18 protein-coding genes are annotated in these 22726 nt (G+C 68.9%); 13 read left to right on the forward strand and 5 right to left on the reverse strand.

Going from position 1 to position 22726, the window contains the following annotated elements; genetic code table 11:
• Window positions 1-49: 49 nt before the first annotated feature.
• The 3 genes from JQX13_RS44000 (at window position 50) to JQX13_RS44010 (ending at window position 2580) form a co-directional block, all read left to right on the forward strand.
• Window positions 50-469 carry a hypothetical protein gene (locus tag JQX13_RS44000; RefSeq protein WP_203405384.1) on the forward strand — a complete coding sequence of 140 codons (420 nt, stop codon included), beginning with the start codon at window positions 50-52 and terminating at the stop codon, window positions 467-469.
• 99 nt (window positions 470-568) lie between these two features.
• Entirely contained in the window at window positions 569-1849 is a 1281-nt protein-coding gene (locus JQX13_RS44005; protein WP_203405385.1) for a sensor histidine kinase, read from the forward strand.
• Window positions 1846-2580 (forward strand): response regulator transcription factor, encoded by a 735-nt coding sequence (locus JQX13_RS44010; RefSeq protein ID WP_203405386.1) that lies wholly within the window; start codon window positions 1846-1848, stop codon window positions 2578-2580. Before JQX13_RS44005 ends, JQX13_RS44010 begins: the two co-directional genes overlap by 4 nt.
• A gap of 12 nt (window positions 2581-2592) precedes the next feature.
• Here JQX13_RS44010 and JQX13_RS44015 read toward each other — a convergent pair whose 3' ends face one another.
• Together JQX13_RS44015 and JQX13_RS44020 are read right to left on the reverse strand one after the other, a co-directional pair.
• Window positions 2593-4227, reverse strand: a complete 1635-nt coding sequence (locus JQX13_RS44015) for a hypothetical protein (RefSeq protein ID WP_203405387.1) — start codon at window positions 4225-4227, stop codon at window positions 2593-2595.
• A 56-nt stretch (window positions 4228-4283) separates the two neighbouring features.
• Window positions 4284-5435 carry an AI-2E family transporter gene (locus JQX13_RS44020; protein ID WP_203405388.1) on the reverse strand — a complete coding sequence of 384 codons (1152 nt, stop codon included), beginning with the start codon at window positions 5433-5435 and terminating at the stop codon, window positions 4284-4286.
• 107 nt (window positions 5436-5542) lie between these two features.
• On the opposite strand from JQX13_RS44020, the gene JQX13_RS44025 reads away from it, so the two are divergent.
• Window positions 5543-6040 (forward strand): hypothetical protein, encoded by a 498-nt coding sequence (locus tag JQX13_RS44025; protein WP_203405389.1) that lies wholly within the window; start codon window positions 5543-5545, stop codon window positions 6038-6040.
• 51 nt (window positions 6041-6091) lie between these two features.
• On the opposite strand, the gene JQX13_RS44030 is transcribed toward JQX13_RS44025, so the two are convergent.
• Genes JQX13_RS44030 through JQX13_RS44040 form a run of 3 tightly spaced genes read right to left on the reverse strand, consistent with a single transcriptional unit; the run spans window position 6092 to window position 8257 of the window.
• The gene (locus JQX13_RS44030) at window positions 6092-6202 is read right to left on the reverse strand and encodes an aminopeptidase (protein ID WP_203405390.1); all 111 of its coding nucleotides are present in this window, start codon (window positions 6200-6202) and stop codon (window positions 6092-6094) included.
• Between the two features lie 40 nt (window positions 6203-6242).
• Window positions 6243-7577, reverse strand: a complete 1335-nt coding sequence (locus JQX13_RS44035) for a P1 family peptidase (RefSeq protein ID WP_203405391.1) — start codon at window positions 7575-7577, stop codon at window positions 6243-6245.
• A 32-nt stretch (window positions 7578-7609) separates the two neighbouring features.
• Entirely contained in the window at window positions 7610-8257 is a 648-nt protein-coding gene (locus JQX13_RS44040; RefSeq protein WP_203405392.1) for a TetR/AcrR family transcriptional regulator, read from the reverse strand.
• Window positions 8258-8401: 144 nt separating this feature from the next.
• Between JQX13_RS44040 and JQX13_RS44045 the strand changes: the two genes are divergently transcribed.
• The 9 genes from JQX13_RS44045 to tssB all read left to right on the forward strand — a co-directional run bounded on the left by JQX13_RS44045 (window position 8402) and on the right by tssB (window position 22696).
• Window positions 8402-9835, forward strand: coding sequence for a carotenoid oxygenase family protein (locus tag JQX13_RS44045; RefSeq protein WP_203405393.1), 1434 nt, complete (start codon window positions 8402-8404; stop codon window positions 9833-9835).
• Between the two features lie 143 nt (window positions 9836-9978).
• Window positions 9979-11169, forward strand: a complete 1191-nt coding sequence (locus JQX13_RS44050; RefSeq protein ID WP_203405394.1) for an acyl-CoA dehydrogenase family protein — start codon at window positions 9979-9981, stop codon at window positions 11167-11169.
• A gap of 184 nt (window positions 11170-11353) precedes the next feature.
• Entirely contained in the window at window positions 11354-16339 is a 4986-nt protein-coding gene (locus JQX13_RS44055) for a choice-of-anchor D domain-containing protein (RefSeq protein WP_239015482.1), read from the forward strand.
• A 19-nt stretch (window positions 16340-16358) separates the two neighbouring features.
• Window positions 16359-17891, forward strand: coding sequence for an OmpA family protein (locus tag JQX13_RS44060; protein WP_203405396.1), 1533 nt, complete (start codon window positions 16359-16361; stop codon window positions 17889-17891).
• Window positions 17892-17897: 6 nt separating this feature from the next.
• A complete protein-coding gene (locus JQX13_RS44065) occupies window positions 17898-19598 on the forward strand; it encodes an AMP-binding protein (protein WP_203405397.1) in 1701 nt (566 codons plus the stop codon).
• Between the two features lie 13 nt (window positions 19599-19611).
• Window positions 19612-19995 carry a DUF4280 domain-containing protein gene (locus JQX13_RS44070; RefSeq protein ID WP_203405398.1) on the forward strand — a complete coding sequence of 128 codons (384 nt, stop codon included), beginning with the start codon at window positions 19612-19614 and terminating at the stop codon, window positions 19993-19995.
• A 3-nt stretch (window positions 19996-19998) separates the two neighbouring features.
• On the forward strand, window positions 19999-21048 hold the full coding sequence (locus JQX13_RS44075; RefSeq protein ID WP_203405399.1) for a type VI secretion system protein IglI family protein: 1050 nt from the start codon (window positions 19999-20001) through the stop codon (window positions 21046-21048).
• 3 nt (window positions 21049-21051) lie between these two features.
• A complete protein-coding gene (locus JQX13_RS44080; protein WP_203405400.1) occupies window positions 21052-21978 on the forward strand; it encodes a hypothetical protein in 927 nt (308 codons plus the stop codon).
• Window positions 21979-22114: 136 nt separating this feature from the next.
• Window positions 22115-22696, forward strand: coding sequence for a type VI secretion system contractile sheath small subunit (tssB, locus tag JQX13_RS44085; RefSeq protein WP_203405401.1), 582 nt, complete (start codon window positions 22115-22117; stop codon window positions 22694-22696).
• Window positions 22697-22726: the final 30 nt, after the last annotated feature.

Consider the following 22726-nt stretch of genomic DNA (forward strand, 5'->3'; position numbering starts at 1 on the left):
CACACCCGCGCACCCGCTCCGGAGCCCCTACCCTTCCCCCTGAGGACCCATGAGACACGCGCTCGCATTGATCACCTTCGCCCTCCTGGCCACCGGTTGCCCCAAGAAGACCGGGGAGAGCCCCAACCCGCCGGCGGACAACCCCTCCTACCGTGATGCCGGACAGACCGGCTCGACCGGGGCCGCCCTCTCCGGCGCAACGCCCACCAACCCGGGCACCGCCGACTCGGGCACCGCCGACTCGGGCACCCAGGCCCAGGGCGGCAACCGCGCGGCGGTGGAGGCCTGCGTGGACCGCTGGCTCCAGGAGCGCAAGCTCGACACCTACGGCCACCCCGAGGGCACCATGTACGCGGGCGGCACCCCGCTCTTCAACGAGGCCACCGGCGAGAGCCGCGACCGGCTCGAGTACGTCTTCTCGCGTCAGCCCGAGGCCCGCAAGGCCTGCGCCGACAAGAGCGCCCAATAGTCCCTCCCCCTCGCCGCCCCCCGCGACCAGGGGGGCAGGCGTCCCGCCAGAGGATGGGATTCCCGAAAACCCGGCAGGTCCCTTAAGCTCGCCGGCCAGATGGAACCCGCCCTCTCGCTCGACGAAGACAATCCCGACTCGCACCGGCGCGCCCGCGTGCGCCAGGTGCTCGAGCGACGCAAGCTGACCGACAGCGTCTCCGCCGAGCAGGCCGCCGCCTCCTGGGAGCAGGATCGCTTCGTGGCCCGTGCCCGCGCCCTCTTCTACGCGCGGCTCATGTTCCTCACCCTGGGCCTGCTCATCCTCGCCGTCCCCCGGTGGTCCCTCTACTTCGGCTTCCAGGGCACCCTCGCCTTCGCCGGCTACTTCACGATGCTGCTCTACAGCGTCGCGAACTTCCTGGTGATCGATCATCCCAAGGCCGGCCGGTGGGTGACCTACATCACCCTGTGCCTCGACCTGACCATCGTGGTGGTGCTCATCAACAAGCCCCAGGTCGGCGGAGGTCTGCAGAGCCCGCTGCTCGGCACGCAGCTGCTCTTCACCGCCCTGTTCGCCATCCTCTTCCCCAAGCCGCTGGCGATCCTCCCCTCCATGCTGACGCTGCCCATCACCGCGCGGCTGGATCTGCTCCTGGAGCGCGAGGTCACCGCCGTCGAGGTGCTCACCCTGCTGTGGTACTCGGCGCTCAACTTCATCATCATCTACGTGCTGGTGTACCTGAACGAGCGCGAGGCCACCGCCCACCGTGAGGTGGTGGAGCTGCAGGGTGACCTCAAGGAGATCGCCGTGGTGGAGGAGCGCAACCGGCTGGCGCGGGAGATCCACGATGGCCTGGGCGCCTCGCTCTCCTCGATGATCATCCAGGCCGAGTACCTCCTGGGCATGGCGAAGGACGACTCCCTGCGCGCGGAGATCCAGGAGCTCAAGAGCACCGCCGAGGAGTCCATCGAGGAGCTGCGCCGCAACCTGCAGATGATGCGCGAGGACTTCGAGCTCACCCAGGGGCTCGAGGACTACGTGAAGACGTTCCACGAGCGCACCCAGGTGGACATCCGCTTCGAGCGCAGCGGCCTGCCCCAGAAGCTGTCCCCGGACGCCCAGCTCGCCCTCTTCCGCATCCTCCAGGAGAGCCTCTCCAACGCCGTCAAGCACGCCGCCCCCCGGCAGGTGCGGGTGAAGCTCGACTACGATCAGGACCGGGTGCACCTCAGCGTCAACGACGACGGCAAGGGATTCGATCCGCGGCAGACTCCCCGCGGCCATTACGGCCTGCTCAACATGCGCGAGCGGGCCATGAAGCTCGGCGGCACCCTCATCGTGGACTCGGCGCCGGGTAACGGCACCCGCGTCTCCTTCTCCCTCCCCTCCAGCCCATGACCGAAGAGCTCGCGTCCTCCCCCATCCGCGTCTTCGTCGTCGAGGACCAGACGCGCATCCTCAAGAACCAGCTCCGCCTGCTCGAGAACCACCAGGACATCGAGATCGTCGGCACCGCGCTGTCCGGCGAGGCCGCGCTCGAGGAGGTGGCCCGGGCCACCCCGGACGTGCTCCTGCTGGACCTGGGCCTGCCGCGCATGAGTGGCATCGACGTCACCCGCCACGTCAAGGCACAGTGGCCCCAGGTGGAGATCCTCATCTTCACCATCTTCGACGAGGAGGACAAAGTCCTCGAGGCGGTGAAGGCCGGCGCCTCGGGCTACCTGCTCAAGGGCACGCCCGCGGACAAGATCATCGAGGCCATCAAGGAGGTGCGCGCCGGCGGCACCGTCATCCAGCCCAGCCTGGCGCGCCGGCTGCTGCGCCACTTCCGCGTGGAGCCAGATCCCAGCCCCGTGCCCACCGAGCCCCTGCCCCCGGCTCCCGCAACTCCCGAGCCGCCACCCACCGCCGCGGCCGACGAGCCCCCGAGCAAGCCGCTGTCCAACCGCGAGACGGAGCTGCTCCAGCTCATCGCCAAGGGCGTGTCCAACAGCGAGGCGGCCCGGCTGCTCAACCTCTCCAAGGCCACCATCCGCACCCACCTCGAGCACATCTACCGCAAGCTCGAGGTCACCAACCGCGTGGAGGCCGTCACGGAGGGCATCCGCAAGGGCCTCATCTCGGTGTGAGGCGCCCGGACCTCACCAGGAGGCGGTGACGCCCGCGAGGATGCTGGAGAAGGTGTCCTCGGCCACGCCTCCGGCCGTCCAGCCGCGCCGGGTGCCCTGCCCCTCGAAGCGATCCACGTAGTGCTCCAGCCGGAAGCGCGCGGAGAAGCCGAAGGGGCCCCAGATGTCGCCCGCCAGGCCCAGCTCCGCCGCCCAGCCGAGGGTCGACACCGACGTGCCGTAGTCGCGCACCTCCGCGACGAGCGAGCCGTCCTCATCACCGCCCAGCGAATGCCCGGGGGTCGGCAGGAGGAAGAACTGGCCCGAGCCCACGATGCGCACCGAGCGCATCAGCGGCACCGACGCGTCCAGCGCCACCACCGGGTAGAAACGGTGCGTCACCGGCAGCGGCGACTCCACCGCCTCGTCCACGTCGAACTCCCGGCCGTGCGCCCCCAGCCGCAACCCCGCGTAGCCCCACTGCGGCGCCCCCTGATTCCCCAGGTCGAAGAAGTAGCGGTACGCGAGCATGGCCTCGTAGTCCGTGTCCGTCGCGTACACCTCGCGCTCGGGCGTCGAGCCGACGGGCGTCGACACCGTCACCGTCGTCCGCGCGAAGCCGCGATGGTAGCCCAGCGTGAGCCCCACGCCGCGCAGCAGCGACGGCCAGTGCGACAGGGGGAACACCTCCGCCTCCACCGCCAGCCCCGCGTACGGCGCGTTCGAGTTGAAGTCCGCGATGTCCCCCACCTGCTGCTCCTCGGGCAGCGCGTCGTACGCCGCGCACGACGCCACTCCCGGCCGCGCGCAGTACCTGCGCCACGTCACCGCCGCCCCGAGCAACACCCGCGCCCTCGGCGGGAACAGGCCCCGGGCCGACGTCCCCTCCTCCGGGGCCTGGGCATCCTCGGCCAGGGGGAAACCTCCACCGCTGCCCGCGAACTCCGGGGTGTAGGTGTGCGATTCGTCGTCCAGTTCCACCCACCTGGCGGCGAGCTTCGTCCCGGAGGCGCTCGGCGCCCGGGGTAGCGGCTCCTCGGCGACCGGCGCCGGCTTCTCCTTCGACGCCTGGGGCACCGGCTCCGCCCGGGCCACCACGGGAGGCTCGGGGGCCGGCTGCACCACCTGGGGCGCGGGTGATGGCTCGGGCGGGGCCTTCGCCACGGGCTCGGGCGGCGTGGGCGGTAGCTCGGGCGGGGGCGGGGCCCGCTTCGCCGCCTTCATCGCCTCGGCCACGGCCAGGGCGAGCTTCTTCGCCGCCTGGGGCGGGAGCAGCCCCTTCTTGAGCGGGTAGCGCCCGGACCACAGCTCCCGGCCATCCCTCGCGACGAGGCGGGCATTGAAGGAGTCACGCACCACCGAGCCCGTGAGGACGGCATCCACCTTGAGCTTCGGTGCCAGGCGGGACATCGCCTCGGGTCCCACCATGGCGGGGCCCTTCAGTCCCAGCTTCCCGGCCGCCATTCCCCACGCCGCGGGGGGCGACACCTGCACCTTGCGCGTCTTGCGCAGCGCCGCCGTCACCTGCGCCCGAAGCCGATAGCTCTTGTCTCCCTCGAGCGTCGAGACGGCAACGCGCTCGGCGAGCGCCACCTGTGAGGTGAGCATCAGGGCCAGGGCCAATGCCGCGCCGCCCCATCGACACATCCAGCGTCCGGAGGCCTTCATGGATGCCCGGCAGCCTCACCCAGCGCGCGGGCCCTTGTCCAGACTCGAGAGCGTCGTCAGCCCTCGACCACCGAGGGCGTGGGCCCGACCACCGACTGCTGCGCGACCACGGGCGCGGGGACCGACAGGGACGAGGGTTCGGACCCAGGCATCAGCACCACGGGCTGGAGCTTCAGGAAGTCGCGGCGGTAGATGCGCACCATGGCCATGAAGAGGGACGCGATGAGCGGCCCCACCAGCAGCCCCATCATCCCGAACACCGCCAGCCCGCCGAACATGGACAGGAAGACGAGCAGCGGGTGGAGCGTCATCCTCGAGCCGCACAGCTTCGGCCGGATGACGTTGTCGATGCTGCCCACCACGAAGGCCCCCCAGGCCAGCAGGAAGACGCCCTCGTTCACCTTGCCGGCCAGCAGCAGCACCACGCCAATGGGCCCCCAGACGAGCGCCGTGCCCCCCACCGGCACCATCGCCACCAGCACCATGGCCGCGCCCCACACCCCCGCGTGCGGCACCTTCGCCAGCATCAGCCCCACCATCCCCAGCGTCCCCTGCACCAGCGCGGTGATGGTGTTGCCGTAGATGATGGCGTGCGCCACGTCGGTGAACTCCTGCGCGAACGCCTGGATGTAGCGCTTGTCCAGCGGGATGAGCTGCGTGGCCTCGGTCCACAGGCGGCGGCCATCCAGGAAGAAGTAGTACATGGCCACCATCATCAGGAACAAATCGATGATCAGCGCCGTGCCGGCCCCCAGCAACCCGCTGAGCACCGAGGCCCCGCTGGCCATGGCCCCCACCAGCGCCTGCTCCGTCTGCGATCCCTCCAGGTTCGCCGGCACGTAGCGCCGCAGCCCGCGCGGCAGGTTCGTGGCGAGCAGCTGCCGCAGATCCACCCGGTCGAGCAGCTCCTGGCCGTGCTCCATCATCCCCAACACCTCGCGCACCACCAGCCACCCCACCACCGACAGGGGCACCAGGATGAGCAGGAAGATGGCCAGCGTGGACAGGCCCGCGCACAGCGACGGCCAGGCCCTCAGCCGGGTGCGGAACAGGAGATCCTGGAGCGGCAGGAACAGCACCACCAGGAAGCCTCCCAGCAGCACCGGCATCAGGAACGGAAGAAGAATCCTCGAGAAGAGGATCAACGCCAGGGCGAACAGCCCGGCGAAGATAAGATTGGACCACCGCTTGGTGTCGAAACCCGTCACGCCCCCACCCCCACCCCACCACCACACGCCCGCCCAGGACGTGACAAAACGTAGGAACGTCACTTCCTCACGGGAAGTCCGCGCACTCTCTCCCAGGTAGATGATCCATGACTTCTGGACGCTTCCGGTTCCCCACCTTCTCCCTCATCACAATGGGAACCCTGACCCTGACCGCCTCCGCCTGTGGCGGCGGCTTTTCACCCGGGTGCTCCCAGTGCGCCCCCATCGAGGGCCGCTACACCCTGGAGCTCGAGCAGGGAACGACTCCCGCTTCCTGCGGTGGGGTGACGGTGGAGTTGCCCGAGGGGCCTCTGGAGGTGAGCCGTCAGGACAGCGACGTGACCGCCGCGCTGGACGGGCTGACGCTCCGCGGCACGCTCTACCCGACAAATGACTTCAACCTGATCGGCTTCCGCTCCGTCCAGACGGATGGAGGCACCAGCGGGCCCGAGTCGGCGAGCCTCTCCGGCAGCTACGTCCCGGCGGTCGGCGACGGCGGCGTGCCCAGACTGGTGGGGGACTGGCAGGGGAACTTCTCGAGCACATCGTCCGGGACCACCCGGCGATGCTCGGTGACCCGCCCCTTCACGGCGACCCGCCAGTAGGCAGGCGGGCGTGCTCCGGCGGAGCGGGTCCGACGAGGCAAGCAGCGAGAACTACTTCTTCTCGCCCTCGGCCGCCTTCGCCGCCTTGCGCTTGAACTGGCGCTTCCACTTCTGACGGATCTTGTGCTGAACGCGGCGGTGCTTGCTCTTGCTACGGGCCATGGAGGTGTCTCCTGATGCAGGTAGGACAGACGAAAGGCGCCTAAGTACCAGAACTTCCCCCGGAAGAGGAGTCCTCGATGTCATCCGGGGCGGGACGTGTGGGGTAAGGGATGCCTTCCGCCCCCCGGACCTCGGTGGGGAGCACCTTCCCGGCCGTCACCTCGCCCTCCTTGTCCACGTCCGCCGGCTTGTCCAGGGCCACCGGTGCGCTCGTCTGCTGGGGGCGCTTCTTCACCGAGGCGAAGATGGGCCGGCAGGCCTGCACGAAGCGCCGCACCTCGTCCAACGGCAGCGCCGGGACGACGTTGTCGTTCACCCCCTTCATGGAGGTGGCCATGCACATGGCGTTGAGGATGGCCTCCTCGGTGGCCTCCATCACCGCCTCGTAGAGAGGATCCAGGCGCTGATCCAGGAGGATCTTCAGCTTGTAGACCATCTTCTGGGTGCGCCGCGGGATGATGTTGGCGGTGGAGAAGCCCACGACGATCTCCCCCGAGCCGTGCGCCGCGTAGCTGCCCACCCGGCCGATGCCCAGCGCCACGCGCTTGCACAGGCGGTTGATCTGATGGCTGAGCAACGGTGCGTCCGTGGCCACCACCGCGATGATGGAGCCGTACGTCTGCCCGCGCCGGGGCGAGCCCTTGAACTTCTCCGCGAGCACCTCGCCCACCGGCAGGCCGCCCACGCGCAGGTTGTGCATCTTCCCGAAGTTGGACATCACCAGCACGCCCAGGGTGTAGCCGCCCAGGGCCTCGGGGAGCTTGCGCGAGGAGGTGCCAATGCCCCCCTTGAAGTCGCACGTCACCATGCCCGTGCCGCCCCCCACGTTGCCCTCGGCCACCGGGCCGTCCGAGGCATTGCGGATGGCCTCGAAGACGTGCTCGGCGCGCACGTGCCGGCCGGCGATGTCGTTGAGGTAACTGTCGTCGCACTCGCCGACGATGGGGATGATGACGTCGTGCTCGTCGCCGATGCCCGGATACTTCTCCACCATGTGGCGGGCCACCGCGTCGGACACCGCGCCCACGGACATGGTGTTGGTGAGGAGCATGGGCGTCTCCACCAGGCCCCACTCCATGAGCTGCGTCATGCCGGCCACCTCGCCGGCCCCGTTGAGCACGAAGCCTCCGCCGTTCATGCGCTCCATGAAGATGTTGCCCCGGTTGGGCAGGATGGCGGTGACTCCGGTGCGCACGGGCCCGTGGCCGGGCCGCAGCGGCCCCTCGCCCCGGATGATGGTGCTGTGCCCGACGAGCACGCCCTCCACGTCGGTGATGGCGTTGTGCCGGCCTGGCTTGAAGCGGCCCAGTGGAATGCCGAGCTCCCGGGCTCGGACGCGCTTCTCGGTGGGCTCGGTCTCGGGTGGGTTGGCCATGGGTGCTCAAACTAGCCGAGACTCACCTCCGGTCAATCGCTCGTTGCGCGCACCAGCCCTTGCAGCAACACACGCGTGTGCGCCTCGGCCAGCGCCTCCGCCTGCGCGACGGTGGTGACGCCCGCGAACTCCAGCTTCCGGTCCACCAGCAGCGAGCCCAGCCCGTGCACCAGGGACCAGCACGTCAGCGCGAGCACCGGGGGCTCGCCCTCGCGGAACACGCCGGCCCGCAGGCCCTCGGTGATGGAGTCCACCAGCAGACCGAATGCATCGGTGTCCCCACCGGGCGGGCCCAACTGCGGCGGCTGGGTGAAGTGCGGGCCGAACATCACCCGGAAGTGCGAGGGGTGCTCCATGGCGAAGAGCACATAGGCCACGCCGCAGGCGCGCAGCCGCCCCTCGGGTGTCGTCTCCCGGGCCATGCGCTCCTTCATCCGGGCCGTCATGACGCGGAAGCCCTCCTCGGCCACCGCCACCAGCAGCGCCTCCTTGTCCGCGAAATGACGGTACGGCGCCGCGTGCGTCACCCCGGCCCGCCGGGCCACCTCGCGCAGGGACAGGGCCCCGAAGCCCTCCTCGGAGATGAGCGCCAGCGAGGCGTCCAACAGCGCCCGGCGCAGATCGCCATGGTGGTAGTGCGGCTTGTCCGCCGTCTTCTTCCGGGTACCTCGGGTGGCCATGCCACCCTCCTCGCTCAACGGGCATTCGCGCGCAACATGTAATCACCGTCAACTTCCAATGTTGACACCGGAAACTTCGGTGTCTACATCTTGCTGGTGGGCAGGGGGCTTCCCAGGGGCGGCCCGAACCGGAGGACACACGAGATGACGAGCACGGCGACGAAGCGTTCCTCCCCCGCGCAGCCCGGCTGGCGTGGGGCCTTCCGTGACTTCACGCGGGACCACGGCTTCCAACCGCTCCGGGTGGAGGGGAAGCCGCCGGAGGATCTGCGGGGCACGCTGATGCGGGTGGGCCCGGTGAGCTTCGGGGTGGGCACGCAGCGCTACGGGCACTGGTTCGACGGGGACGGCGGCATCCTGGCGGTGCGCTTCGACGGGAGCGGCGCACAGGGGGCGGCACGGCGGATCGAGACACGGAGCATCCTGGCCGAGCGCGAGGCGGGCAGGATCACCCACAGCAACTACGGCACGAGCATTCCCCCGTGGATGAAGCTGACGGGGCGCGGCGGGAACAAGAACGCGGCGAACACCTCGGTGATGGCGTGGAACGGGCGGATCTTCGCGCTGTTCGAGGGGAGCGTGCCCACGGAGCTCTCCCCGGAGGATCTGCACGTCCTGGGCGAGACGAACCTGGGCGTCATCGTGAGCAACTTCTCCGCGCATCCACACCGGGTGCCGGCACGTAGGGCGACGTACAACTTCGGCATGCGGTTCGGCCGCGTCACCACGCTGGAGCTGTACGAGATGCCGGACGGCGGGGCCGTGAGACATATGGGCCAGGTGCCGCTGCCCGGGCCGACGATGATCCACGACTACATCGCCACCGAGCGCCACCTGATCTTCTTCGTGACGCCGCTGCGGCTGAAGGTCTTCCGGATGCTCCTGGGGCTGGGGGCGTACTCGGAGAACCTGGAGTGGCGGCCGGAGCTGGGAACGGAGGTGCTGGTCATCCCCATCGACGATCTGGCGAACCCGGTGCGCATCGAGACGGAGCCCTTCTTCACGTGGCACTTCGCCAATGCATACGAGCAGGACGGGAGCCTCGTGGTGGACTACGTGCGCTTCCCGGACTTCGGCATCAACACGTGGCTGCGCGAGCTGCCGCGCGGAGTGCCCTCGCCCAACGTGGGGGGCCGGCTGCACCGGGCGACGGTGGACCTGAAGGCGCGCGCCTTCCGCACCGAGGAGCGCTCGGCGGTGTCCTCCGAGTACCCCCGCGTATCGCCCTCGGTGCAGGCGCGCGAGCATCGTTATCTCTACCAGGCGGTGCACTCGGGGCCGGCGGCGCTGAGCGGCCCGTTCGACGCGCTGGCGAAGATGGACATGGCGACGGGCCGGGAGGAGCGCTTCGGGCTCGGCGGGGAGCAGTACGCCACGGAGCCGGTGTTCGTGCCGCGCGCGGGGGCCACCCAGGAAGACGATGGTTACGTGCTGACCCAGGTGTACGACGCGCCGAGCGGCCAGACGCACGTGGCGGTGCTGGACGCGCGCGACCCCGGAGCGGAGCCGCTGGCGAAGGCGTGGTTCGAGCACGCATTCCCCATCACCTTCCACGGCGGCTTCATGCCGGCGAAGTGAGACCCCCTGGCGAAGATGCGCATGTCGTGCCCCCCTAACGACACTGGAAAAAGCAGCGCGGCATCGCAACACGTCCCGTCTCGGGCCGTTCACCCTCGAGACTCCACTGGCGTGCCCGGTTCCAGGCCCCGTACGCTCGCCGCATGACCCTTCCCGCTTCCCCCGCCGTGAAGACGCCTGGAGAGCACCCGGTGCTCACCGCCGCACGACAGCTCGCCCCCAGGGTGACTGCCCGCTCCGAGGAAATCGAAACAGCCCGCAGGTTGCCGGCCGATCTCGCCCGCGAGCTGGCCGAGGCCGGGCTCTTCCGCATGGTGGTGCCCGAGGCCTACGGCGGCTTCGAGCTCCACCCCGCCCTCGTCATCGAGGCCGTCGAGGAGCTCTCGCGAGCGGATGGCTCGACGGGCTGGTGCGTCATGATCGGCGCGCTCACCGCCATGTGCTCGGCCTGGCTGCCCGAGCCGGCGGCGCGCGCCATCTACGGAGCCCCGGACGTCATCACCGGAGGAGTGGCCGCCCCCCAGGGACGCGCCGAGCTCGTCGAGGGCGGCTACCGCGTCACCGGGCGCTGGTCCTGGGCGAGTGGCAGCCAGAACTGCCGCTGGCTGACGGGAGGCGTGGTGGTGACGAAGGATGGCGCCCCCCGCATGGTGCGCGAGGGAATCCCCGAGACGCGCGTGCTCCTCTTCCCCATCGAGGACGTGACGCTGCACGACACCTGGCATGCCACGGGCCTGTGCGGCACGGGCAGCGGCGACATGGAGGTGCGGGACGTCTTCGTGCCCGCCGATCGCGGCCTGTCACTCGTCACGGAGCGCCCGCGTGTCGATCGGCCGCTCTACGGCCTCCCCGCCTTCGGGCTGCTGGGGCTGGGCCTGCCGGCCGTCGGGCTCGGCATCGCCCGCCGCGCCATCGATGAGCTGACGGAGCTGGCGCACAAGAAGAAGATCATGCCGCTCGGCCGCCACGCCATCGCCACCCGGCCGGCGGTGCAGGAAGCCGTGGCCGAGGCCGAGGCCACCCTGCGCGCCGCACGTGCCTTCCTGTTGGAGACGGTGAACGCCACCTACGAGGCCGCCACGCGCCGCGAGGTCACCCTGCGCCACCGGGCGGAGCTGCGGCTGGCCTATACCCACGCCATGCGGAGCTCCGCGCGCGTGGTGGACCGGATGTACGAGGCGGCGGGAGGCGCGGCCGTCTATCGCTCCAATCCCTTGCAGCGATGCATGCGCGACATCCATGTAGCGACACAGCACGCCATGGTGGCTCCGCCCACCCTGGAGCTCATTGGCAGCGTGCTGCTCGGCCTGGAAGCCAATACCGCCATGCTTTGAGCGCCCGGAGCCCCGGTTCTCATCACCCGTCCACGGCGGCTTCATGCCGTCGAGGCGAGCCCCTCGAGCGAGGGTCACCCGTCGATTCCCGAGTGTCGGAAAACTGGCGCTCCCGGGGCTCCCTCTTAGGCTCCGGAGATTGAGCTGGAGCCGCTCCCTCGACTCTGGGAGAGGGGAAAACGTGATGATCCGACTGAATCTCCTGGCCCTCCTCAGCTGCCTGGGCTTGTTCACCGCCTGTACGTCGGAGGAGCCGCGCACGGACGATACGGCATGGCCCTCGCAGGAGCGCGGCGATGCGCTGGCGGGCGACGCGGGCACCTCCTCCGACGCGGGCACCTCCTCCGACGCGGGCACCTCCTCCGACGCGGGCACCTCCTCCGACGCGGGCACCTCCTCCGACGCGGGCACCTCCTCCGACGCGGGCACCTCTCCCGCGCCCGTCATCTCGCCGAGCCCCTCTCCCTTCTCCTTCGGCAATCAGCGCGTGGGGACATCCAGCACGTTCCAGAAGGTGATGATCGCCAACAGAGGGACCGCCGAGCTCATCGTCAACGGCGTCACCGTCACCTCCACCACCGGCCCCCCCGACGGCGGCACCTTCGCGCTCGACCCCAGTTCGCCCACCTTCTTCACGGTGCAACCGGGCCGCCAGCAGGAGATCCAGTTGAGCTTCAGCCCCACCGTCAAGGGCGATGCCAGGGGCACCCTCACCCTCAAGAGCAATGCCGCCTCCTCCCCGACCTCCGTGAGCCTGTCCGGCAGGGGCATCGCTCCTGACATCACGGTGAGCCCCACCACCGGGCTCGATTTCGGCAACCAGCTCGTGGGGACCCCGAGTACCTCCAAGAACGTCTCCATCACCAACAGCAGCGCTGCCGAGGCCTCTCTCCCCATTACCGACGTCATCGTCACCGGGCCTTTCGACTGGGACAGCGCCAGGTTCTCTCCTCCGCTCGAGCTGGATCCCGGCGAAACGACGAACATCCCGGTGATGTTCACGCCCACGGCCAAGGATCTCGCCACGGGCACGCTGAAGCTCATCACCACCGATCCCACCTATCCGGAAATCGAAGTGGAGCTCCGGGGCAATGGAGTGCAGGCCGGTATCGAGGCGGACCCCAAGTCACTCGAGTTCGGCGAGAAGCGGATCGGGACCGACAACTCGCTGCCGGTCACCCTCAGCAATCCCGGGGCGGGCACGCTCACTCTGGGCAGACCCACGATCAACGCCCCCTTCAGGGTCGGGAGCCTGCCGAGCACGCTCGAACCAGGGAAGAGCACCGAATTCCTGGTCCACTTCGCGCCCGACAGCGGCACGTCGTACACGGGCGAGCTCTCCATTCCGAGCAACGCCCCCACCTCGCCCATCGTCATCACGCTGCGGGGCACGGGAACCACCGGACTGATCGCGCTCGACCCGGCGGCGGGGATGAAGTTCGGCGACCAACGGTACAAAACCACCGGCGTTCAAACCGCGACCGTCCGCAACATCGGCACCGGGCCGGTCCGGATCAACAACCTGGTGGTGGCGCCCCCCTTCAAAATCAGGAATCTCGCCGGGCTCGGACTGCCGCTGAGCCTCGCTTCCGGGAGCCCCCCCCTCTCTTTCGAGGTGGAATTCACCCCCGACAGACTCACCTCCTACTCGGAGACGCTCTCCGTGCTGTCGGATGCCACTGGAGGCCCGCATGAGATCACGCTCACGGGCAGGGGCGTCGCTCCGGACATCTCGCTCAATCCTTCCTTCGTGAACTTCGGAAATCGGAAGGTGGGCCAGAGCGACTGGATCACCGTGCGCCTCGAGAATCCGGGAGAGGACCGCCTCACGATCTCCAGATACACCCTCTCCCCGACCTCCTCCTCGGATGCCGGGGTGGATGATGTGCCGTTCAAGATCCTGGGATTGAACGCCGGGACCACGGTGGAGGCGCACGAAGACATCGAGTTCCAGGTCGAGTTCACGCCCACCAACCTGGGTCTGAGGAACACGGATCTCCTCATCGAGTCCGACGCGTACAGTGGGCCCCGGGTGCTGAAGCTGAGCGGTATTGGCATCGGCGCCAAGTTGGAGCCCTCGCCCACGAAGGTGGACTTCGGTAACCATCCGGTGACCACCACCAGCACGGAGTTCTCGCTCCTCCTCTCCAACGTCGGCACCGACTCGGTTCAGATCGACGCGATCGATACCTCCCCTCCCTTCAAGCTGGAGTCGATCAGCCAGAAGCTTCCGTTCGTGCTCTCGGGGCAGAACAGCGCGGGCGATGCGGACGGGGGCAGCGATGGTGGAATCAGTTCCCTCTCCCTGAAATTGACCTTCAGCCCCACCACGATCGGCCTGGCCACCCGGGACCTCAACATCGCGACCGCGGACGGCGTCGTGAGGGTGCCACTGGAGGGCAACGGCCTGGGCTCGGAGATGGTGTTCAGCCCCAACATCGCCGACTTCAAGGATCTGCAGGTGGGCTCGCCCAGCAGTCCGATGGTGGTTCGACTCATCAACACGGGCAACGCCGACCTCACCATCAGGAGCATCGATGAACCCGGCGCTCCGTTCACCTACTCTGGATTGAGCGCGAATCAGGTGGTCAAGGCGGACGCGGGCACCGAATTCCAGGTGTTCTTCAATCCCACCACGACGGGAACCATCAACAGATCCCTCACGATCAACTCGGATTCGCGCGTAACCCCCAAGGCATTGCTCACCCTTCGAGGCAATGGCATCCGGGCGGAAGCAGCGCTGTGGCCGGCCCAGCTCGACTTCGGGCCGCAGCGGATGGGAGAGCCCGCCACCTTGACCGCCACCCTCACCAACACTGGCACGGCCCCGCTGCAGATTTCCAAGATCGAGGTTCCGGCCGCCTACAGGGTCGACGGGCTCCAGATCTCACAGATCCTCGACGTGGCGGGCGCCGATGGAGGCACCGATGGGGGGAACACCGCCGAGTTCTCGGTGATCTTCACGCCAGAGATGCTGGGCCCCGACGCGGGTGTTGGAACGATCCAGATCCACAGCAACGCCCGCACGAGCCCCACCCTCCTGGACCTCAGGGGGACTGGCATCGGAGGCCGAGCGACACTGGATGTGGATGCGGGAGTGACCCTGGATTTCGGAGAGGTGCAGATCGGAAGCCTCTCGGGGAACCAGAAGAGCGTCCGCCTCGTCAACACCGGGAACGCGAAGCTGAAGATCCTGAACGTCAAGACCAGCGCCCAGTATGCCATCGATCCGCCGCCCCCCGACGGTGGCCTCGACATCGACCTGGAGCCGAACGAGGACAGGACGTTCAACGTCAACTTCAACCCCACCACCCGCGGCCGAACTTCGGGCACCCTCACCTTCGAAACCGATGCCCCGGGGAACCCCAACGTCAATCAGGCGCTCACGGGCGTGGGCGTGGGGCCCCAGCTGGTACTGCTCACGTCGAACCCGCTCCGGTTCGGCTCGGCCATCGTGAGGGATCCCGAGCCCGATCCCTCGTCCCTGCAGGACATCCTCATCAAGAACGAGGGCGACACCGAGGTCACGATCAACGCGTTCATCTTCTCGTCGGCATCAACGGGCCCCAGCGCCACGGGGGATTTCAAGTTCGATCCCGATGACCAACTCCCGAAGGTGGTGAAGAGCGGCGAGACCGTCAACTTCAAGCTGCGCTTCCTCCCCAGTGTGGTGGGAGAGCGCAATGCCCGGCTCACCTTCCTCACCACCGCCATCAACCCGGGCAGCAAGGAGGTGTCGATCGATCTCACCGGCACGGGGACCTCGCCGGTATTGAAGATCTCGTCGCCGTCGATCAACTTCGGGGGTGTGCTGGTGGGAACTCCCGCCGACAGGTCTCTCGACGTCATCAACGAGGGCGATGGGGCGCTCACGCTCACCATCACCGACCTGAGCGGAGTGGATCCGGGCAAATTCCTCCTGGAGCCGAAGAACCAGTCGATCATCGTGCAGCCGAAGAGCTCCTCGCAGCTCCTGGTGACGTTCAACCCGGACGAGACGCGACGCTTCTCCGCCACGCTGGTGCTGAAATCGGACGACCTGTCGAAGCCGAGCGTGACGGTGCCCATCACCGGCGACGGCATCAACCAGGAGCTCCAGCTCTCGGAGAACATCCTGGACTTCGGCGCGCTGCTGGTGGGCGACCCCGCGCAGCGCACCGTCTCCCTCACCAACATCAGCTCCAAGGAGATCTCCGTCACCATCCAGAAGCCGGAGGGAGCCGGGAAGTCCCAGTTCAGTGTCGTCTCTCCAGAAACAGGGACACCGGTCCTGGTGAAGCCGGCGGAGAGCCTCCAGGTGAAGGTGTCCTTCACTCCGGCAGCCAACGCCGAGGTGTTGGCCTCCCTCCCCATCTCCAGCGACTCGTCGCAAGCGGCACCGCTAAAGGTGGAGCTGCGTGGCCTCGGTGTGTCCTCCGTGCTCTCGGCGTCCATCGCCCGGCTGGACTTCGGAACGGTGCGCGCACCGGCCACGGACGAGCAGAGGACCTTCACCCTCGTCAACATCAGCAGCAAGGAGATCACCCTCAAACCTCCGGAGCTGGAGGGCCGTCAGAAAGATCACTTCTCCATCGAGCCACTGGACAAGAGCACGCTCGGGCCGGGCGAATCCGCCACCATCCAGGTGAACTACATCTCGCCGGTGGCGGCCGTGTCCGAGGCCTCTCTGTCCTTCCAATCGACACCGACCCAGCCCCAGAAGTCGGTGGTGGCCCTGGCCGGCAAGGCGGTGTCGAGCCTCTTCATCGTCGAGCCGATGAGCGTGGAGTTCGGCCGGGTGGAGATCAGTGCCCAGAGCGCGCCGAAGACGATCACCCTCACCAACCAGTCCTCCTCGCCGCAGCTCGTGCAGAGCGTGCAGTCCGACAGCGAGGCCTTCCAGGTGAACGCCAAGGAGTTGCTGGCCACCGCCATCCCGGCGGGCGGGACCAGCACCTTCACGGTGAGCTTCCTCCCCAAGCAGGGGGGACCGAGCGAGGGCAACCTGCAGGTGACGCTCCAGGGAGAGGAGAACCCCGAGGTGCAGATCGCGGTGAGCGGCACGGGCCGCAGCCTCGACGCGGAGGGCGGCGGGTGTACGTGCAACAGCAGCGGCAACGGAAGCCTGCTGGCATTGGCGCTGCTGGCGCTCGCGTCCGTGCGTGCGCGGCGCCGGTCGAAGGCGGGTTGAGATGAGGACCCCGCGTTCCATGTGCCCACGACCTTCTCCCCGGATGCTCCTGGCGCTCGCGGTGCTGGCGGCATCCCCGGCCTGGACGCAGGATGAGCCCACGCCGCTGCCCGGCTTCGAGCTGGAGCGCCTGGATCCCAACCCGGGGCTCGGCTCGCTGTTGGTGGGGAGCGGCGAGACGCTGCCCATTGGCGGCCTGCGCCTGATGCTCCTGGGCAACTACCAACACCAGCCCCTGCGGCTGCTGGATGAGGAACAGCAGCTGGAGATCGTCAAGAATCGGGTGGTGGGGGTGCTGTCCGGCTCCTATGGCGTGTTCTCCTGGCTCGAGGTGGGCGCCCAGCTCCCCGTGGTGCTCTGGCAGCGCGGCGAGGATCCGCGCATCGGTGGCTTCACCACCCTCGCCCCGCAGGGTCTCGGAACGCCCCAGGTCCACGCGCGGCTGGGGCTGCTGTCGCAGCGCGCCCAGCAGCCGGTGGACCTGTCGATGGATCTGGTGCTGGGAATTCCGGTGGGGAGCGCGGATGCGCTGTCCCGCGATCCGGGGCTGCGCTTCCTGTCCCGGGTGGTGCTGGGCGGGCGGATGGGTCAGGTGCGGCCGTCGCTCGAGGCGGGCGTGCTGCTGCACCCCTCCGTACCGCTCGGTGCCAGCGTGGGCGCGAAGGAGATCGCCGGCCCGGAGATCCGCGTGGGCCTGGGGCTGAGCACGGTGACGGCTCCGCTGCGCGGGGAGCTGTCCGCGCGGGCCTCGCTCCCGTCCACGTCCCCCCAGGCCTCGGTGGAGGTGATGGGCGGCCTGCGCTACCAGATCCGCCCCGGAATGGAGCTCTTCGGCATGGGAGGCCCTGGCTTCGGCCTGTTCCCGGGCACGCCCCTCTTCCGCGTGGTGGCCGGCCTGACCTACACGATGGAGCCGCCGCCCCGGCTCGTGTTCATCGACGAGATCCCGGCCCGCCAGCTCCAGCTCCAGGAAGCCGTGAGGCAGGCGATGCGCCAGGCAGAGGAGGACGCGCGAGGCCCCAGGCCCGTCAGCGTCTGGGAGCTCAACGCCCTCTCCCTCGAGGATCCGGACAAGATGATGCCGGACCCCAGGCCCCTGGAGGGAAGCACCGGCTCCTCCGGGCCTCCGGAGCCCTACGAGGGGGAGGCGCGGCCCTTCCAGCCGAGCTCGCCCGAGCGGCTCGTGCTGCGCGGCACGGTGCTCTTCGAGCAGGGCAGCGCGAAGCTGCCGGACTCGCTGCCGCTGTTGGATCAAATGGCCCAGATCCTCCAGGAATTGCCGGAGAGCGCCACCGTGCTCATCGAGGGGCACTCGGATGCCGAGGGCAGCGTGGCGTACCGGCGGGCACTGTCGATGCTGCGCGCCAAGGCCGTGCGCAAGTACCTCATCTATCGGGGCGTGGCCGCGAAGCGCTTGCAGCTCCGTGGCTTCGGCGCGGACTGGCCCGCGAGCACCAACACCACCGAGGAGGGCCGCCGGCTGAACCGCCGGGCGGAGCTGCTCATCCTCACCGCGCCGCCCCCGGGTGCGACGGCGATGCCCGTACCGTAGGTGACCATGCCCTTCGACGTGAGGAAGATTCTCGAGCAGCTCGGCACGGGCTCCGCCGACGTGGGCGTGCCGGCCTGGCTCCAGGAGAGCTGGGGCGATCCAGAAGGGTTCGCCGTCGCGCTGGCCACCGCGAGCGTGGGCCGGGGCCCGCCGCTCAAGAGCCGCCCCGGCCAGCACCATGACTTCTTCCACGATCTGATCGCCCGCCACGCGAACACGGACCTCATCGCCCTGCGCACCTGGAGCAAGGCACACGGCTGGCGGACGCTCGGCTATCGCCAGCTCCACGAACAGGCGGCGCGGCGGGCCACGACGTGGGCGCAGCAGGGCGTGAAGCCCGGGGCGAGGGTGTGCCTGCTCTACCACCCGGGGCCCGAGCTGCTCGTCTCGCTGGCGGCGGCGCTGGGCCTGGGCGCCTGCATCAGCATCCTGCCCCCCCAGGGCCGCGGCTTCCTCACGCGCCGCCTCACCGCGCTCGCCCCCGAGCACATCGCCGCCGAGCCCCACCAGGCGCTCCTGCTCGGGGACTTCGAGAAGCTGCTGCTGCACGGCCGTGGCAACGCCTCGCCCGCCTTCACCTCGCACACCTACAAGCCGGCCGAGCCGGTGGGGCTCCTCTTCTCGCCGCTGGCGGAGCCACCGGACGTCCCCGTGCCCCTCACCGCGGACGACGCCTGGCATGGGGCGCTGGTGGATGGACTGCTCACCTTCGGCCTGGGCCCCGGCGAGCACCTGGCCGCGCCCGGCTTCCACCCGCTGCAGCACCTGCCCGCCCTGCTCTTCGCCACCCTGCTGCGCGGCGCCACCTTCCTCCACCTCGAGCCGGCCGACCTCGAGACGAACCCCGCCCCGCTGACGGAGCACCCGCTGCGCGCGCTCGGCGTCACCCCGGCCCTGCGTGACGTGCTGCTGAAGACGCGCACCCGGCTCGAGAAGGTGGGCCACTGGTTCCGCAACCCCGAGGAGCCGCTCGACTGGCAGAGCTGGCGCGAGTGGGTGAAGCAGTGCGGGCTGTCCTCGGTGCCCACCTCCAACGTGCTCGTCGACGCGGCGGCTGGAGGCGCGGTGCTCTGCTCCCCGCGACGCGTGGGTGACATCCACCTCGACGCGGCCCCGGCCCCGGGCCGCCGCTGGGCGCTGAAGGATCTCAACCTCAGTGGCCAGGAGGCACCGGGCGACGTGGGCCTCTTCACCCTGCTGCCCGACAAGGACCGGCCACTCCCCTATGTCATCCTCTCGCGCGTCCATGGCCAGTACCTCTACGGTGGCACGCGCAACGCACGGCGGGAGGGGCGCGTCTACCCCGCCGCCGAGGTGATGGAGACGCTGGAGTCCCTCGCCTCACTGCGCGGCACCTCCGTGTTCGCCGTGCCCGTTGGAGGCACGTCCGGTCAACATCGCCACCTGTTGCTCGCCTTCACCGGCGCGCGGCAGCCGGACGGCGGCACGCTCCAGCAGGAGATCCGCCGCTGTATCGAGTTGCAGCTCGGCGCCGAGCACCTGCCGGATCGCTACGAGTTCTTCCCCCTCTACCCGCGGCGGAAGAAGGGCCGGATCGACGAGGCCTGGTGCCACTGGCAATACCAAACGGGCGCGCTGCACAAGAAGAGCACCGATGCGCTCGCCCAGGCGCTGACGGCGCTGCGCGGCCACGTTCTGGATACGGAGGGAAAGCCGGGTGACGATGATCCGGCAGGCCAGCCGTGAAAGGAAACGGGCCATGGGACTCCAGATCGTCATGGGCGCCATGATGCAGTGCAGCTTCGGGTTGTCGCCCTCCTCGTTGATGGTGCTGCCCACCAACAAGGTGATGGGCACGACACCGGCGGCCAACATCATGGACAACAAGCCCTTCGTGAACATCCTCCCCTTCGGGATGTGCAAGTCGATGGCGAACCCCGCGGTGGCCGCGGCCACGGCGGCGAACAAGGGCGTGCTCACCCAGATGCCGTGCGTGCCCGCCACGGCGGCGCCCTGGGTCCCCGGATGCCCCAAGGTCCTCATCGGCAACATGCCGGCCCTGGAGAGCAACTCGAAGCTCATGTGCAGCTTCGGCGGCGTCATCCAGATCGTCATGCCCGGCCAGTTCACGGTGACGGAGTAACCCATGGCCGACACGTCCCCGACCGCCGCGCCCTTCGATTCCACCCTCCTGGAGCAGCCGCGCGACAAGGTCGAGATACCGGATGCGGAGAGCGCGGAGGAGCGCCTGGAGAGGGTGCTCGGACTGGTGGCCCGGGGCGCCTACGCGGAGGCGTCGCGCGCCGCCGAGGCACTGCTGAGCGAGGGCATGCGTGACGTGCGGCTGGTGACGCCCTACCTCTTCGGGGGCTTCCTCGAGCACGGCCTGCGTGCCATGCCGGTCATCTTCTCCTCGCTCGCCAAGGTCCTGACGAGCCAGTGGGAGAGCTTCGGTCCGGCCGAGAAGAAGACCGTCTTCGCCCGGAGCGGCCTGCTCTGGCTGTTCAAGACGCTGTCCAAGCATCTCCAGCACCACGAGATAGCCAAGGACGAGACGTGGCACCAGTGGAACACGGCGGACAACCGGGTCCCCCTGCAGGACGCGCTGACGCTCGCGGGCGAGGTGAACGAGGCCCTCGCCACCACGCTGCCGGGGAGCGGCTGCGAGGGGCCCTTCCGGCAGATCACCCACTGGCTGGGCACGCACCTGTCGGCCCTCCCGAGCGAGCCCCCGCCTCCCGCGGACGAGCCGGCCCACGAGGAGAGCCCCGAGGGAGCCAGCGCGACCCACCCAGACGAGGACGAGGAGCCAGAAGCCCGGGCCAGGCCCACACCGGCCGCCCGGCCCCCCGAGGCACCAGCGCCCAAGGGCCCCGTCATCCCCGTCTCGCCAGCGCTCGCCCTGCTGATGCGCAAGCTGGACGCCTTCGACACGCTCGTGGAGCGCAGGGACCTGGCCCGGGCCAGCGTGGTGGCCTCGGACGTGCTCCACACCCTCGAGCACTTCGATCCGCGCGTCTACCTGCCCTCGCTCTTCGCGCGCTTCTTCGGCGGCCTGGGGATGCACGCCGACGTCATCGAGCGGCTGCTGCAGAGCACCGACACCCTGGCCTTCCGCGCGCTCGAGCAGCTCTACCGGGTGGACCTCGACGCCTTCATGGCCGCGCCGCCGAGCTCCCTGTCGTCGGAGGAGTAGCGGATGGGCACCCTCTCCGCCGTGTCACCGAACGGCCAGCCCCCTCTGGAGCAGCGCATCCGTGAGCGCATCCGCTCCTTCGACATCCCCGCGTTGCTGGAGCAGCTGGCCCGCATGGGCTACCGCGCGGCCGACATCGAGTACCGCAGCCAGCGCACCAACGTGCACCAGGGCCACCTCGTGCACGACATCCAATTCCTGCCTCCACCGAACCGGCGCGCCGTCATCACGGTGAACGTGGGACTGCTCAGCGTACAGTCGCTGTTGCCCTCCTTCCTCCTCCAGGCCCTGGAGCGACAGGACAATGATCGGATGGAGCTCTTCCTGGGCTACTTCGATCACCTGCTGCTCCACGCCCGTTTCGCCGGGCTCCATCCGGAGCGGGACGCGTCGCTGCTCCCGGGGTGGGGAGAGACGGCGCGGCACCGGCTGCTCCTGCTGCGCCCCAACAGCCCCAGCACGCTTCACTGGCTCTTCTCCAGCGTCTACCCCGAGGCGGAGATCTCCGTGCGGCGCGAGCTCCGCCGCCAACAGGTGCCCTCCACCAACCTCCGGCTCGGCACCACCACGCTCGGGGACACCACCTCCATGGGGGGCTTCGCCTACGTGCCCACCGGAGGCATGGAGGTCTCCATCCACTGCGACGAGCCCTGGTGCGGCACCGGCGTCCCGTGGTCGAAGGAGGCCCCGCGCCGCCTGTTCACACGGATCCTCCCATTGCTCTCCGAGCGCTCGCTGCTGCTCACCACCGTGCTCGTGCTGCGCGATTACGAGAGCTACGCGCGCATCGAGGACGACAGCTATGTCGGCTACGATCCACTCGTCTTTGGCGAGGACGTGCGGCACGTCGTCCTCTTCTCAGACGATACAGCCCGCTACAAGCCCGTGGATCCAAACGAGCCGGGACCGGAAATCCGGCGCGCGGGCTGAATTCTTGCTCCACCTGAAGTCAGGGATATTTTCACTAACTAACACGCGGCGGACCGTGTCCTGGGGCGGGAGGGGGCATTCTGGGCGTCTTGAACAAGGGACGCGCACCACTTCCGCGTAAGCGTAAGGAGAGACAGTGCCCATCCAGGACAAGCTTCCCAAATCCCGTATCACACTCACATATCGCACCAACATCAGCGGGCAGGAGCAGGAGGTCGATCTTCCCTTCCGGGTCCTCGTCCTCGGCGACTACTCGCTGGGTTCCTCGAAGGATCGCAAGCAGGACCTCGAGGATCGCAAGCTGCGCTCGGTGACGGGCAACAACATCAACGATCTCATGAAGGACATGGACATGTCCGTCGAGTTCGAGGTGCCCAACAAGATCAACCCGAGCGCCGAGGAGAACATCCAGGTCCAGCTGAAGATCGACCGGATGAAGTCCTTCAACCCGGACGAGATCGTCCACCAGGTGCCCAAGCTCAAGGCGCTCCTGCTGCTGCGCAAGCTGCTGCTGGAGATGCAGTCGGACATCGACAACCGCAAGGAGCTGCGGCGCACGCTCTATGAGCTGTACTCCAACCCGGAGGAGCTCAAGAAGCTGATGGAGAGCGAGAAGCTCAAGGCCTACGAGCCCCTGCGCCTGCCCGCCGACACCGGCTCCGAGCCCACCGCCAAGCCCGCCTCCGGTCCCGACGTGCCGGCCGCCAAGCCCAACTGAGCCACTCCCCGTCCTGAACCCTTTCCTCTC

This window comes from Archangium violaceum, from assembly GCF_016859125.1.
In the GTDB taxonomy this organism is placed as follows: Bacteria; Myxococcota; Myxococcia; order Myxococcales; family Myxococcaceae; genus Archangium; species Archangium violaceum_A.

Bases quoted from the DNA above. Each gene is read 5' to 3' on its own strand.
- JQX13_RS44000 (WP_203405384.1), top strand. From the start codon at position 50: ATGAGACACGCGCTCGCATTGATCACCTTCGCCCTCCTGGCCACCGGT.
- JQX13_RS44005 (WP_203405385.1), top strand. From the start codon at position 569: ATGGAACCCGCCCTCTCGCTCGACGAAGACAATCCCGACTCGCACCGG.
- JQX13_RS44010 (WP_203405386.1), top strand. From the start codon at position 1,846: ATGACCGAAGAGCTCGCGTCCTCCCCCATCCGCGTCTTCGTCGTCGAG.
- JQX13_RS44015 (WP_203405387.1), bottom strand. From the start codon at position 4,227: ATGAAGGCCTCCGGACGCTGGATGTGTCGATGGGGCGGCGCGGCATTG.
- JQX13_RS44025 (WP_203405389.1), top strand. From the start codon at position 5,543: ATGACTTCTGGACGCTTCCGGTTCCCCACCTTCTCCCTCATCACAATG.
- JQX13_RS44030 (WP_203405390.1), bottom strand. From the start codon at position 6,202: ATGGCCCGTAGCAAGAGCAAGCACCGCCGCGTTCAGCACAAGATCCGT.
- JQX13_RS44035 (WP_203405391.1), bottom strand. From the start codon at position 7,577: ATGGCCAACCCACCCGAGACCGAGCCCACCGAGAAGCGCGTCCGAGCC.
- JQX13_RS44040 (WP_203405392.1), bottom strand. From the start codon at position 8,257: ATGGCCACCCGAGGTACCCGGAAGAAGACGGCGGACAAGCCGCACTAC.
- JQX13_RS44045 (WP_203405393.1), top strand. From the start codon at position 8,402: ATGACGAGCACGGCGACGAAGCGTTCCTCCCCCGCGCAGCCCGGCTGG.
- JQX13_RS44050 (WP_203405394.1), top strand. From the start codon at position 9,979: ATGACCCTTCCCGCTTCCCCCGCCGTGAAGACGCCTGGAGAGCACCCG.
- JQX13_RS44055 (WP_239015482.1), top strand. From the start codon at position 11,354: ATGATCCGACTGAATCTCCTGGCCCTCCTCAGCTGCCTGGGCTTGTTC.
- JQX13_RS44060 (WP_203405396.1), top strand. From the start codon at position 16,359: ATGTGCCCACGACCTTCTCCCCGGATGCTCCTGGCGCTCGCGGTGCTG.
- JQX13_RS44065 (WP_203405397.1), top strand. From the start codon at position 17,898: ATGCCCTTCGACGTGAGGAAGATTCTCGAGCAGCTCGGCACGGGCTCC.
- JQX13_RS44070 (WP_203405398.1), top strand. From the start codon at position 19,612: ATGGGACTCCAGATCGTCATGGGCGCCATGATGCAGTGCAGCTTCGGG.
- JQX13_RS44075 (WP_203405399.1), top strand. From the start codon at position 19,999: ATGGCCGACACGTCCCCGACCGCCGCGCCCTTCGATTCCACCCTCCTG.
- JQX13_RS44080 (WP_203405400.1), top strand. From the start codon at position 21,052: ATGGGCACCCTCTCCGCCGTGTCACCGAACGGCCAGCCCCCTCTGGAG.